This is a genomic window from Rhodococcus cercidiphylli (genome assembly GCF_033042225.1).
Taxonomy (GTDB): domain Bacteria; phylum Actinomycetota; class Actinomycetes; order Mycobacteriales; family Mycobacteriaceae; genus Rhodococcoides.
In genome coordinates, this window is record NZ_JAWLKE010000007.1 from 83,801 (window position 1) to 95,880 (window position 12,080).

General features: G+C 63.7%; 16 protein-coding genes. 8 read left to right on the plus strand and 8 right to left on the minus strand.

From position 1 onward, the window contains the following. The first annotated feature begins 195 nt into the window (after positions 1 to 195). Positions 196 to 1,008, plus strand: a complete 813-nt coding sequence (locus R3P95_RS18575; RefSeq protein WP_317549116.1) for a MerR family transcriptional regulator — start codon at positions 196 to 198, stop codon at positions 1,006 to 1,008. On the opposite strand, the gene R3P95_RS18580 is transcribed toward R3P95_RS18575, so the two are convergent. Next, the gene (locus R3P95_RS18580) at positions 1,009 to 1,827 is read right to left on the minus strand and encodes a DUF2786 domain-containing protein (protein ID WP_317549117.1); all 819 of its coding nucleotides are present in this window, start codon (positions 1,825 to 1,827) and stop codon (positions 1,009 to 1,011) included. It abuts the gene before it with no gap. 189 nt (positions 1,828 to 2,016) lie between these two features. On the opposite strand from R3P95_RS18580, the gene R3P95_RS18585 reads away from it, so the two are divergent. From R3P95_RS18585 to R3P95_RS18600, 4 genes are read left to right on the plus strand one after another with little or no spacing between them, the layout of a single operon-like run. Further along, on the plus strand, positions 2,017 to 3,297 hold the full coding sequence (locus R3P95_RS18585) for an ABC transporter substrate-binding protein (RefSeq protein WP_149408105.1): 1,281 nt from the start codon (positions 2,017 to 2,019) through the stop codon (positions 3,295 to 3,297). 14 nt (positions 3,298 to 3,311) lie between these two features. Continuing rightward, the gene (locus R3P95_RS18590) at positions 3,312 to 4,358 is read left to right on the plus strand and encodes a carbohydrate ABC transporter permease (protein ID WP_317549118.1); all 1,047 of its coding nucleotides are present in this window, start codon (positions 3,312 to 3,314) and stop codon (positions 4,356 to 4,358) included. Then, positions 4,355 to 5,176, plus strand: coding sequence for a carbohydrate ABC transporter permease (locus tag R3P95_RS18595; protein ID WP_317549119.1), 822 nt, complete (start codon positions 4,355 to 4,357; stop codon positions 5,174 to 5,176). The genes R3P95_RS18590 and R3P95_RS18595 overlap by 4 nt, the downstream gene beginning before the upstream one ends. Further along, positions 5,173 to 5,346 carry a hypothetical protein gene (locus R3P95_RS18600; protein WP_317549120.1) on the plus strand — a complete coding sequence of 58 codons (174 nt, stop codon included), beginning with the start codon at positions 5,173 to 5,175 and terminating at the stop codon, positions 5,344 to 5,346. The genes R3P95_RS18595 and R3P95_RS18600 overlap by 4 nt, the downstream gene beginning before the upstream one ends. A gap of 3 nt (positions 5,347 to 5,349) precedes the next feature. On the opposite strand, the gene R3P95_RS18605 is transcribed toward R3P95_RS18600, so the two are convergent. From R3P95_RS18605 to R3P95_RS18620, 4 genes are all read right to left on the minus strand, one after another. Then, a complete protein-coding gene (locus R3P95_RS18605; protein ID WP_256980785.1) occupies positions 5,350 to 6,075 on the minus strand; it encodes a peroxiredoxin in 726 nt (241 codons plus the stop codon). A gap of 47 nt (positions 6,076 to 6,122) precedes the next feature. Beyond that, positions 6,123 to 6,491, minus strand: a complete 369-nt coding sequence (locus R3P95_RS18610; protein WP_068047505.1) for a DUF5313 family protein — start codon at positions 6,489 to 6,491, stop codon at positions 6,123 to 6,125. Positions 6,492 to 6,579: 88 nt separating this feature from the next. Then, on the minus strand, positions 6,580 to 7,467 hold the full coding sequence (locus R3P95_RS18615; RefSeq protein WP_317549121.1) for a LysR family transcriptional regulator: 888 nt from the start codon (positions 7,465 to 7,467) through the stop codon (positions 6,580 to 6,582). Continuing rightward, complete coding sequence (locus tag R3P95_RS18620; RefSeq protein ID WP_316631460.1) at positions 7,458 to 7,877, minus strand: MmcQ/YjbR family DNA-binding protein; 420 nt, start codon at positions 7,875 to 7,877, stop codon at positions 7,458 to 7,460. Before R3P95_RS18620 ends, R3P95_RS18615 begins: the two co-directional genes overlap by 10 nt. Positions 7,878 to 7,985: 108 nt before the next feature. On the opposite strand from R3P95_RS18620, the gene R3P95_RS18625 reads away from it, so the two are divergent. Further along, positions 7,986 to 8,336, plus strand: coding sequence for a nuclear transport factor 2 family protein (locus tag R3P95_RS18625; protein WP_317549122.1), 351 nt, complete (start codon positions 7,986 to 7,988; stop codon positions 8,334 to 8,336). A gap of 141 nt (positions 8,337 to 8,477) precedes the next feature. On the opposite strand, the gene R3P95_RS18630 is transcribed toward R3P95_RS18625, so the two are convergent. Then, the gene (locus R3P95_RS18630) at positions 8,478 to 9,560 is read right to left on the minus strand and encodes an inositol-3-phosphate synthase (protein ID WP_032396939.1); all 1,083 of its coding nucleotides are present in this window, start codon (positions 9,558 to 9,560) and stop codon (positions 8,478 to 8,480) included. Beyond that, on the minus strand, positions 9,553 to 10,143 hold the full coding sequence (locus tag R3P95_RS18635; RefSeq protein ID WP_068047497.1) for a PadR family transcriptional regulator: 591 nt from the start codon (positions 10,141 to 10,143) through the stop codon (positions 9,553 to 9,555). Before R3P95_RS18635 ends, R3P95_RS18630 begins: the two co-directional genes overlap by 8 nt. A gap of 121 nt (positions 10,144 to 10,264) precedes the next feature. On the opposite strand from R3P95_RS18635, the gene R3P95_RS18640 reads away from it, so the two are divergent. Beyond that, positions 10,265 to 10,672: a fatty acid desaturase family protein gene (locus R3P95_RS18640; RefSeq protein WP_269596053.1), complete on the plus strand. Its 408-nt coding sequence runs from the start codon at positions 10,265 to 10,267 to the stop codon at positions 10,670 to 10,672. 35 nt (positions 10,673 to 10,707) lie between these two features. Here the strand turns inward: R3P95_RS18640 and R3P95_RS18645 are convergent, their stop codons facing one another. Further along, positions 10,708 to 11,238, minus strand: coding sequence for a GNAT family N-acetyltransferase (locus tag R3P95_RS18645; protein ID WP_317549123.1), 531 nt, complete (start codon positions 11,236 to 11,238; stop codon positions 10,708 to 10,710). Positions 11,239 to 11,429: 191 nt separating this feature from the next. On the opposite strand from R3P95_RS18645, the gene R3P95_RS18650 reads away from it, so the two are divergent. Next, positions 11,430 to 11,861 carry a DUF5318 domain-containing protein gene (locus tag R3P95_RS18650; protein WP_170944655.1) on the plus strand — a complete coding sequence of 144 codons (432 nt, stop codon included), beginning with the start codon at positions 11,430 to 11,432 and terminating at the stop codon, positions 11,859 to 11,861. The last annotated feature ends 219 nt before the right edge of the window (positions 11,862 to 12,080 follow it).

Here is a 12,080-nt window from a genome sequence, read left to right on the forward strand (position 1 = left end):
GCGTTTGTCATACGCGAGCAGATTCGTCTCCGATTCGACGCGAATCCCCGCGCACCTGGCGAATGCGCACGCATTTGCGACCGGCCCCGGCTACACACAAATCCGCAGCATCGAAGTTCGGCCGTGAACCGAGTGTCACCCCTGTCCCAAGGCAAGAGTTCACTCTCCCGCAGGGGGAGGGGTCAGAATGTCGACATGAACGGTTTGCTGACGATCGGTGAGTTCTCTCGGATCACGCACCTGTCGGTCAAGACGCTGCGGCGCTATCACGAGTCGGGTCTGCTCGAGCCTGCGACCGTCGACGACTACTCCGGTTATCGGTACTACGACACCGATCAGGTTGCGACGGCGCAGGTCATCAGGCGGTTCCGCAGTATGCAGATGCCCGAGCGTGAGGTGAGGGCGATCGTCACCACACCTGATCCCGACGCCCGAGCCCGACTGATCACCGAACACCTCACTCGGCTCGAGCGGCAGTTGGACGACACCCGATCAGCGGTCACGGCCCTGCGGCGACTCCTCGACCCGACGCCACCGACCATCGAGGTTCGACGCATCCTCACCGAAGAGTGCTCCGTCGCAGCGATTTCCGAGATGGTCGACGCGTCCGACGTGCTGGATTGGTACAGCGAGGCGATGGCCGAGATCGACGCAGCTGCATACGAAACCACCGGACCTCCGGGTGGGTTGTACGACAACGAGTTGTTCACCGAGGGCCGCGGCGTCATGACGGTGTACGTGCCCACGCTGGAGCCGTTGTCCGTCAACAGGATTCGGCCGATGGTGTTGCAACCCACCGAACTCGCGATGACGGTACACAGCGGTGCCCACGACGACATCGACGTCACCTACGGCGCTCTGGGGATCTACGTGGAGACCAACGGCCTGGCCATTGCGGGGCCGGTTCGTGAGGTCTACGCCGTCGGGCCGCGTGATACCGAGGATTCGTCGCTGTGGCGCACGGAAATTGGATGGCCGGTGTTTGCGGCATCGCCGCGAACTCGGTAGTCAGCGACCCAACTGCCGGCTCGCGGCGTCGATTTCGGCATGACCGCCGATCTTCGCGTTTCGACCCGCTCGATCTCCGGCCTTTCGGGCACCCTCGGAGTAGCCGGCGTTCGCGCTCTGGCCGCGCCAGTGTCCGCGCGCGGTCGAGGTCTGTCGGTAGTAGTCGCGGAGTTCGATCTCCTTGTTGCGCAACACCAACGCCGTACCAGCGCCCTGTTGCTCCTGTGCGATGGCCTTGGCCTCGGTGTCCGTCTTCACGTCACCGAGTCGTTGACCGATGCGCGACGCGAATGCGGTCTGGAAGTTGAGCCGCGCCGTCACCGCAGCGACGGGCACTTCCTCACGCCGGGTGTAGCGTCGGCGATTCTTGATCTCGGTGACGGTACGGATGGCCGTCTCGGATTTGTAGGCACCGGACTTGATGTACGCGTCGGAGGCTCGCACCATCTGGATCAGCAGCGAGGAGTAGAGGGCTTCGGTCGTCTCGATGTCGGAGTCGAAACCGTAGGCGAACACCTGCGTCGACGATCGGGACACATCGCATTGGACGTCGTTGGCGTGCGCGATGGACACGAACAGTTGCACGTAGGTCTTGAGTCCACGCTTGCCCGGTTCTCCGATGGGGATCACCTTCTGGCTGGGTGTTGCCTGCCGTTCCCGCGACGCGCTGTGCGAACGAGCCACTGCCAGATCGACCGACGCCGACGTGGCCAGACGCTGAGCTGCCTCCATGAAGGCCTCGGCCTCGTGTGGATTGTCGGTGGACTCGGCCTGGCGCAGCAGCCCGCCGATCCGCGTCAGCATCTTGTCCGAACTCATGAGCGAAAGGCTACCGGCCCCCTACGACACGTCCTGGTTGACCGATTCAGGAACGCAATAACGACCACTGCGCGGTGCGATGTGTGCCACAGTACCCATCGACATATGTGTCGGGGGGAGCATCACAGCGAGATTCTGCGTGCCCATCTCCGGGCACATACCACCGCGTAGAAGTAAGTGGAGAGAACAATGGCGTCTTTGATCACGAAGGTGGCGGTGGTTGCAACGGCAGCCACGCTGCTGACGCTCACCGGATGTTCGAGCGACAGCGGTTCGGGCGGCGATTCGGGTGCTGCATCCGAAAATGCCGACGGCCGTGGACCTATCACCTATGTAGAGGGCCAGGACACCACCGAGACCGGTGTCGTCCAGCAGATCATCTCGGAGTGGAACTCCAGCCACCCCGACGAGCAGGTCACCTTCAAGGAGCAGTCTGCCGACGCCGATCAGGCCCACGACGACTTCGTCCAGCAGCTGCAGGCTCAGCAGAGCGATTACGACGTGATGGCACTCGACGTCGTCTGGACCGCCGAGTTCGCGGCCAAGGGCTGGCTCGTGCCGCTCGAGGGCGAATTCGCGCTCGACAACGCAGGCGTTCTTCCCGCGACCGTTGCCAGCGCGACCTACAACGGCACGCAGTACGCCGCACCGAAGAACACCAACGGCGGACTGCTCTACTACCGCAGTGATCTGCTCCCCGAGGCGCCCACCACCTGGGCCGAGCTCACCGAGGACTGCCAGGTCGCCCGGGACAACAACATCGACTGCTACGCCGGACAATTCGCCCCGTACGAAGGTCTGACGGCCAATGCGTCGGAGATCATCAACGCGCACGGCGGATCCATCGTGGACGAGGACGGCAAGACCCCCACCGTCGACAGCCCGGAGGCGAGGGCAGGACTGCAGACCCTCGTCACCGCGTTCGAGACCGGCGTCATTCCGGCTCAGGACACCACGTTCAAGGAGTCCGAGAGCCAGCAGGCATTCCAGGACGGTCAGACCTTGTTCCTGCGCAACTGGCCGTACGTCTACGGCACCGCGGCCGAGGAAGGATCGACTGTGGCCGGAAAGTATTCGGTCGCACCGCTTCCCGGAGTCACCGGAGTCGGCACCTCGACGCTCGGCGGATACAACGCCGCGATCAGCGCGTACTCCGAGAACAAGGCCACCGCTGCCGACTTCCTGCGATTCCTGCAGGGCGAGCAGGCTCAGCGCATCATCGCCGAGGGTGCACTGCCGCCCGTGCTCGCATCGCTGTACGACGACCCCGCACTGATCGCCGCGATGCCGTACCTTCCCGCACTGAAGGAATCCATCGAGAATGCAGTTCCGCGTCCCGTAACCCCGTTCTACCCGGCCGTATCGAAGGCCGTGCAGGACAACGTGTCTGCCGCCATCAAGGGTGAGAAGAACGTCGACCAGGCGATCACGGACATGCAGGCCGGCATCGAAACCGCCGGCGCCAACTGATTTCGGGAGAACCAATGGCTGTACCTGCTGGTGTGACCAGTGGGGCCGGCGCAACCACCGCGGCCGGGGGCTCGTCCCCCGGCCGCGGTCGGCATGTGCGGTCCAAGAACAAGCGCTTCGGCCTGACGCCTGGTCGGGCCTGGCTGCTGATCGCACCGACGCTGGTGATCCTCGCGATCGTCATCGTCTACCCGGTCGTTCGAGCTCTGGTGATGTCGTTCTCCAAGGATCCCGGTCTCGATCCGGCCACCGGCATGTTCGTCTCCGGTGGCTCTGCGGGTTTCGCCAACTACACGCATTGGATACTGCAGCAATGCACGTCGGCGTCGGGCACGCTGGTGCCCTGCCCGCCGGGAACTCTCGGTTCTCAGTTCTGGGGCGCGGTCGGCAACACCGCGTTCTTCACCGTCGTGACGGTGTCCATCGAGGTGGTCATCGGCTTCGCCATGGCCGTGATCATGGGCAAGACCTTCGCCGGACGGGCCCTGCTGCGCGCCGCGATCCTGATCCCGTGGGCCATCCCGACGGCGGTCACGGCCAAGCTCTGGTACTTCATCTTCGCGTACGACGGTATCGCCAATCGCATTCTGGGAACGAACATTCTGTGGACCGGTGATGCCTGGCCCGCGCGTTTCGCGGTCATCATCGCCGATGTCTGGAAGACGACGCCGTTCATGGCGCTGCTGATCCTGGCCGGGCTGCAGATGATCCCGGCGGACGTCTACGAGGCAGCTCGCGTCGACGGTGCGTCGGCATGGCAGCGTTTCACCAAGATCACGCTGCCACTGGTCAAGCCCGCGCTGATGGTCGCAATTCTGTTCCGCACCATGGACGCGCTGCGGATGTACGACCTTCCCGCCATCCTCACCGAAGGCAATCCCGCCACTCGAACCATCTCGATTCTTGTGGTGGAGCAGATCCGGCAGGGATTCAACAGCGCTGCGTCACTGTCGACCATCTCGTTCGTCATGATCTTCGTCGTGGCGTTCATCCTGGTCAAGTTCCTCGGTGCCAATGCCGTTGCCACTCAGGACAATCAGCGTAAGGGGGCCGGCCGATGAAGCAGGCTCGCATCTATCTCGGCGTTGTGGTCATTCTCGTGTGGGGACTGGCACCGTTCTACTGGATGGTCGTCACCGCGTTCCGCGACCCGCGCTACACCTTCGACACGACGCCGTGGCCGACGCATGTCACGTGGGAAAATTTCGACAACGCCCTGTCGACCGCGAACGGCAACAACTTTCTGCGGGCGGTGGGCAACAGCCTCATCGTCGGCGGAGCGACCACGCTGATCGCACTGACCATCGGCATCTTCACTGCGTATGCACTCTCGCGCATCGACTTTCGCTTCAAGTACGTGGTGACGGGCATCATCCTGGGTGCCTCGATGTTCCCGGTCGTCGCGCTGGTCACCCCGCTGTTCCAGTTCTTCACCAACATCGGATGGATCGGCAGCTATCAGGCCATGATCATCCCGAACATCTCGTTCGTACTGCCGTTGACGATCTACACGCTGGCAGCGTTCTTCGCCGAATTGCCCTGGGAGCTCGAAGAAGCCGCCCGGATCGACGGTGCCGGACGCTTCCAGGCCTTCCGATTGGTGATGCTTCCACTTGCCGCACCTGCCCTGTTCACCACCGCCATCCTCGCGTTCATCGCCGCGGTGAACGAGTACCTGCTGGCGAGTCAGCTCTCGAGTGACAGCACCGAGCCGGTGACCGTGGCCATCGCGCGGTTCACCGGCAACGATCCGCTGGTGGTGCCGTATGCCGCGATCATGGCCGCCGGGACCATCGTGGCCATCCCGTTGGTGATCATGGTGCTGCTGTTCCAACGCCGCATCATCTCCGGCTTGACCGCAGGCGGCGTCAAGTCGTGACGGCACAGGATCATCTGCAGCTGCTGGCGGGCATTCTGGGATTCTTCGCGCTGGTGGCTCTCGGGTTCGCGGTCGCCGGGATCATCGGGGGTGATCCCGGCGTACTGCCGTCGCTGGCGCTGCTGGGTCTGCTTGTCGCACTGTGGTTCACCGTCAGGAAGGTTCGCTGACTCTCAGCGTGCGCGGATAGCACCTTCGATGTCTTCTGCACTGATCGACCGTGTGCAGAAGAACCAATCCTGGCATTCCACGTCGGAATCGGTACCGTCCATTCGGTCCGCGGCAGTACCGCAAGAACCGGCCGGTGGCACGATGACCGGGTCGCCCGGGCGCCAATCTGCCGGCGTCGCAACGTCGAATGCGTCTGCGGTCTGCAGTGCCTTGATCAGACGCAGGATCTCGTCGAAGTTCCGACCGGTGCTCAGCGGGTAGTAGATGACTGCGCGCACCACACTCTTCGGGTCCACGACGAACACCGCCCGCACTGCCTTCGACGAACTTTCGCCGGGCATGATCATGCCGTACGCGCGGGCGATGTCCATCGAGATGTCCTCGACCAGAGGAAACTTGACCTCGATGCCGGACATCCCGTTGAAACTGATCTTGTCCTTGATCGTGCGCAACCACGCGATATGGCTGTACAGACCATCGATCGACAGTCCGACCAATTCGGTGTTGTACTCGCGCAATTCGTCGGACATGGCGGCGAATGTGATGAACTCACTGGTGCAGACGGGTGTGAAATCTGCGGGGTGCGAGAAGAATATGACCCATTTTCCGCGGTAGTCGGCGGGGAAGTCGATCGGCCCTTGCGTGGTGACTGCGGTGAACGACGGAGCGCGGTCTCCGATTCGTGGCATTCCGACGTCGGTCGCGGGCTCTGTCTGGGTGCTGGTCATGGGTTCCTCGTCCTGTGCTGTTTTCGGTCGGGTATCGGGTGTGGTGGTCAAGGGTGCCTGTAGTTGGCCTCGTAGGTCTTGCGGTCGCGTTCCGCACTGGGCGTAGCGCGCGGAATCGAGGCTGCGTCGATCCCGTGTTGCCCGAGCCGGAACGCGCGATAGATCAGATGCAGTGCCGAGGCGAAGTAGACGACCGGGACGAAGATCAGCATCATCATCAGACCCGCAATCCAGTTCGGCCCTGGAAACAGGAGGAACAGCAAGAGCACGGCGGCCAGTGGAACGAGGAATCGGGCCAGATAGCGCGGAGTGGATCCACGTCCGGTCAGGTCGTGGAGGACCCAATCCCGTAGGTCGTCCGGGAGGACGCCGCCGACGTCGTAGCGAAGACGCTGACCGAAGGTGGGAGTTTTCATGTCTTCGACCGTAGGTTCGCATCGGCACCGGGCGCTGGGGTAGGAAGTCCCGACCTGTGCGCCGAACGACTCCGGTTCTCGATCCGGTTCAGATCGCGGTGGAACCGAAGGCACCCAGCGTCATCGAGACCAACCTCGCCGACGCGGCGTTCGGTTTCGGGGTCCAGACGAGAGCCAACATCGCTGCCGTGGTCGAATCCGCCAGCTCCACAACAGTAAGTCGATCGCCGTAGGTATCGATCATCGATGCGCTCAGAATCGCCACTCCTACACCGCGCGCAGCGAGGTCGGCGACTGCGTCGGGAGCGCTGGCCTGCAACGTGATCGACGGTGACAGTCCCGCTCCGGCGCAGTCACGGTCGAACACCGCCCGCACTCCGGTACCCACCGGAAGCGAGACGATCGGGTAGTGGTTCACCTGCGCCAATGTGGCCCGCTCGAGCGATGCCAACGGATGGTTCTGTGACACGGCCGCGCAGATTCGCTCCTCGATGATCACCGTCGATTCCAGTCCATCGGGGGTCCGAGCCGCGACGCCGACGAGTGCGAGATCCAGTTCCCCTGAGCGCACATCGGCTACCAGACGATCCGAATTTCCCTCCTGCAGAGCAAGTTCGACGCCAGGATACGTGGAACGGAAGCGGGCCAACGCGTCGAACAGTTGTGGGACGGTGCACGCGGTCACCATGCCGATCCGTACCGATCCGCGTAGAAGTCCGGCAACATCGTCGACGGATTGCCGAACCGAGTCGGCGGCGGCCAGAGTCGCACGGGCGTGTGTCAGCGCGGCCTGGCCTGCGGTGGTCAATGTTGCTGTGCCGCCGGATCTGTCGATCAATTCGGCACCGAGTTCTCGTTCGAGCGCGCGGATCTGGGCGCTGACGCCGGATTGGCTGATGTGAACTCGGGCCGCGGCGCGCGTGAAGTTCGCTTCCTCGGCCACCGCGACGAAGTACTCCAGCTGCCTCAGTTCCACTGCTGAACACCCAGATTCGGACCCTCGCCGGCGTCGAGTCTGGCGACGTTGCGCTTCGGGGCAGTGATGCGGTAACTGCAGTCGATCAGTTCGGCGGCCTCGGCCCAGACGTCGTCATCGGCGTCGGAGAGGTCGAAGCCCACCCAGCCGGCCGGTCCGAGGTAGGCGGGGTGGAAGTACCGGGGTTCGAGCTCGCAGGCACGCTGTTCCTCGGCGCTCTCGCATTTGACCAGAATCGAGAGGTCGTGTTGGTCGCCGCCTTTGACGCCACCGCCGAAGTACACGAAGACCGAGGACGTACGGAAGGTCGGCCGTCCATGGGAGATCTTCTCGGACACCTCGGGATAGGCGAAGGCCAGCGCGCGGACGCGTTCGAGGACCGGATGCTTGGACGTGGGATCGATGGCCACCAGCACACGATAGCGCGCTAGCTTCAGCTGGGGCTATGAGTAGAACTTCTGATGATCATCGGAATCAACTGTTGGACTTCTGACCCGGTGCTCTCGAGACTCGATGTCATGACACGGACACCGAAAGAAGTTGCCGCGACCTACTTCGAGGCCTGGAAAAGCAAGGACTTCGACACTCTGACGTCGATCCTGCACGAGGACGCGACATTCCGGGGGCCACTGGGCACAGCGGCCAACGGCGCGGAATGTGTGGCGGGATTGAAAGGAATGTCGGAGATCGTCACCGACATCGATATCACCCACGTCTTCGTGGACGGCCCCAACGTACTGACGTGGTTCGATCTGCACACGTCGATCGCCTCCCCGGCAAGCACCGCCAATTGGCAGCGAATCGAGGACGGAACAATCAGGGAAATCCGGGTGACATTCGATCCACGAGAAATCACCGCGGCCGGATAGACGAACGCCCACCGGTCCACTCAATGTGACATTCAGTGACCTTTTCGGGGGTCAATGTCACATCGAGTGGACCGGCGGGCGGGGGCAGTGGCGCGGATGAGTGCCGTCGCGGGCGCTCAGTCACATCACTGTCGCAGGCACCTATGCGTCGATGATGAACGCTTCGAGTTGTTCGCGAGCGACGTCGTCGGCCAGCTGCTTCGGCGGGCTCTTCATCAGGTAGGCCGAAGCCGGGATGACCGGTCCACCGATGCCGCGGTCCTTGGCGATCTTCGCGGCGCGGACTGCGTCGATGATGACGCCTGCGGAGTTGGGCGAGTCCCATACTTCGAGCTTGTACTCGAGGCTCAGGGGAACGTCACCGAAGGCGCGGCCTTCGAGGCGGACGTAGGCCCACTTGCGGTCGTCGAGCCAGCCGACGTGGTCGGACGGTCCGATGTGGACGTCCTTGGCGTTGAATTCCTTCTGCAGGTTCGACGTGACGGCCTGCGTCTTGGAGATCTTCTTCGACTCGAGGCGGGTGCGTTCGAGCATGTTGAGGAAGTCCATGTTGCCGCCGACGTTGAGCTGCATGGTGCGGTCGAGCTGCACGCCGCGGTCTTCGAAGAGCTTGGCCATGACGCGGTGGGTGATGGTGGCACCGACCTGGCTCTTGATGTCGTCGCCGACGATGGGGACGCCCGCGTCCTCGAACTTCTTGGCCCAGACGGGATCCGAGGCGATGAAGACGGGCAGCGCGTTGACGAAGGCGACGCCTGCGTCGATGGCGGCCTGTGCGTAGAACTTGTCGGCTTCTTCGGATCCGACGGGGAGGTAGGACACGAGGACGTCGACCTTGGCGTCGCGCAGGGCCTGCGCTACGTCGACGGCGTCGCCGTCGGCCTCGGTGATGGTCTCGCGGTAGTACTTGCCGAGGCCGTCGAGGGTCGGTCCGCGCAGGACGTGGACGTCCTTCGGGGGTACGTCGGCAATCTTGATGGTGTTGTTCTCGCTGGAGAAGATGGCCTCGGAGAGATCGAAGCCGACCTTCTTGGCGTCCACGTCGAACGCGGCGACGAACTCGACGTCGCGGACGTGGTACTTGCCGAACATGACGTGCATGAGGCCGGGGACGGTGGCGTTCTCGTCCGCGTCCTTGTAGTACTCGACACCCTGGACCAGGGATGAGGCGCAGTTGCCCACACCCACAATGGCCACGCGGATTGCGTTGTTGTTCTCACCCATGGTCGGGTTCTCCTTCTGTCTTGACTGTCCTGTTTGGTGCTGTGCGGGACGGTGCTGGGTTGGGGTCGGCCTGCTCGGCTGCGATGACTTCGTTGAGCCAGCGCACCTCGCGTTCGCTCGATTCGAGTCCGAGCTGATGTAGCTGCCTGGTGTAGCGGTCGAGTGTCCCGTTCGCCTTGGCCACAGCGTCGCGGAGGCCTTCTCGGCGCTCCTCGACCTGGCGACGTCTGCCTTCGAGAATGCGGACTCGAGCTTCCGCGGGAGTCCGACTGAAGAAGGCAAGATGTACGCCGAATCCGTCGTCGGTGTAGTTCTGCGGTCCGGTGTCGGCCACCAGTTCGGCAAATCGTTCCCTGCCGAGCGGGGTGAGCTGATACACCCGTTTTGCTCGTCTCTTCACGAGCAAGTCGGGACCGGCGTCCTCGGCGATGAGACCGTCGGTTTGTAGTCGACGGAGTGCCGGGTACAGCGATCCGTACGAAAACGCTCGAAAAGCTCCGAGCAGGCCGGTCAGCCGCTTGCGGAGCTCGTAACCGTGCATGGGTGATTCGAGAAGCAGTCCGAGAATTGCGAGCTCGAGCATGCAACTCCCCCTTCTCGAATCCAACGGTCACATCATGACGATGCGATTGATCGCACTATCGAAGAATGTATCGCGCCGATACATATTCTGACAACTCGGCCGTGCACGTATCGTGCGACACATGACCCCGGTCGACGCGCTTCTCGCCGCCGCGGCCCTCCACCTGGGCTTTCAGATGGTGGTGACCGGCGTCGTCTATCCGGCGCTGGCGGAGGTTCCGGACGACGACTGGTCGCGTGCCCACGACGCGCACTCGCGTCGGACAACCCTCGTCGTCGGGCCGGTCTACGGTCTGCTCGCAGCTGCGTGTCTGTGGGTGTTGGTGTCCGGGCCGATCGATGCGGTTGTCTTGACGAGCATCGGCGGCGCGGCGGTCTCGGCGTCGGCGACTGCCTTCGTGGCTGCCCCCACCCATGGCGAACTGGGGCGTGCGGGACGCAACGAACACCTGATGAGTCGGCTGCGATCGGCGGACCGCGTACGTCTCTGCGGTGCAGTGGTGTGTGCGTTTTTTGCACTGTCGGCGTGATCGAGCGCGGGTGAACGTGCAAGTGGCCAGTCGGCTCAGTGAGACGGTGCCACCATCAGCACGGCGTCGACTCGATACTCGCCCCACTGCTGTGCAGACGTCCCGATCTGTTGCCACCCTCGCCTCCGGTAGAAACCGAGGGCAGCGCTACTCGGCTCGACGAGCAGAACCGCCACGCGCCCTGCATCGCGCGCAGCATCGATCGCGTGTGCAAGCAGAGTCGTTCCACTGCCCGGTACCGAACCGTCGGTGACCAAGCGCGACACCACAGCGAGTCGATCGGCAGCCACCCCCGTTGATCGGCACCACTGCGCGCTTGCGTCGTCCGCACCGGGATCGGTTCCCGGTGCTGCCGTCGAGTGCAGCGCGATATGGCCGACGACGGCGTCGTCGGACTCGGCGACCCAGGCCGCGAGTTCGTTCGGTGGGACGAGCCAGTCGGCTCGCACCGCCACTGCGCGCACGGGATAACGGTGTAATTCGTGCGCACGTTGCAGGATGGGCAGGAGAGTGGTCAGGTCGCCGTGTCGTCGGGGGCGCACGTGGATTCCCGATGTGGCCGACATGCGAGCAAGTGTAGGGACCGGAGCTCACACCGAATCGACGTCGGTGCGATCTGCGTCTCTCGCCTGCGTCGAGGGGCAGACCGCGTCGGCACAGGTGGAGAGGAGTTTCCGAGGGCCGAAATGGGCCCTGCTCGCCGTCGAGGCGGGGTTCGCAGGTCCGCATCGGATGGGCCGCACGTACTCTGGTCCTCGTGCGACTTCAGCGACAGGTGGTGGACTACGCCCTTCAGCGTCGGTCGCTGCTGGCCGAGGTGTACTCCGGAAGGACGGGCGTCGCAGCGGTCTGTGATGCGGATCCGTACCTTCTTCGAGCCGCCAAGTTCCACGGACGTGGCAGCGATGTGGTGTGCCCAATCTGCCGCAAGGAGCAGCTCACGCTGGTGTCCTGGGTGTTCGGTGAGAAGCTCGGGGCACTGTCCGGGTCGGCGAGAACGGCGGACGAACTCGTCCGTCTCGCGGCGACCCAGGAGGAGTTCTCGGTCCACGTGGTCGAGGTGTGTAGGTCGTGCAGTTGGAACCACCTCGTCCAGTCCTATGTCCTCGGGGCCGTCCCCGCGCCCAAGCAACCCCGTCGTCCGCGATCGGGTTCCCGTCAACCGAACCGTCGAACAGCGAGTGAGTGACACAATCGCTCAGCTGATCCCATCCACCGAGAATTCGACGCGGCCGCCGAAATTACTGGAGATTCGTACGTGAGTTCCCCCTACGACAACAATCCGGGTAGCAACGAACCGGGCCGTAGCGACTCCGGACGGCGTCCCGACGTGCCCGGGCCGCCGCGCGGCAGTCGCCATTCCGACCCACCCGGGCGTCGCCCGGTACCTCCTCCCGGCCAGCGTCCG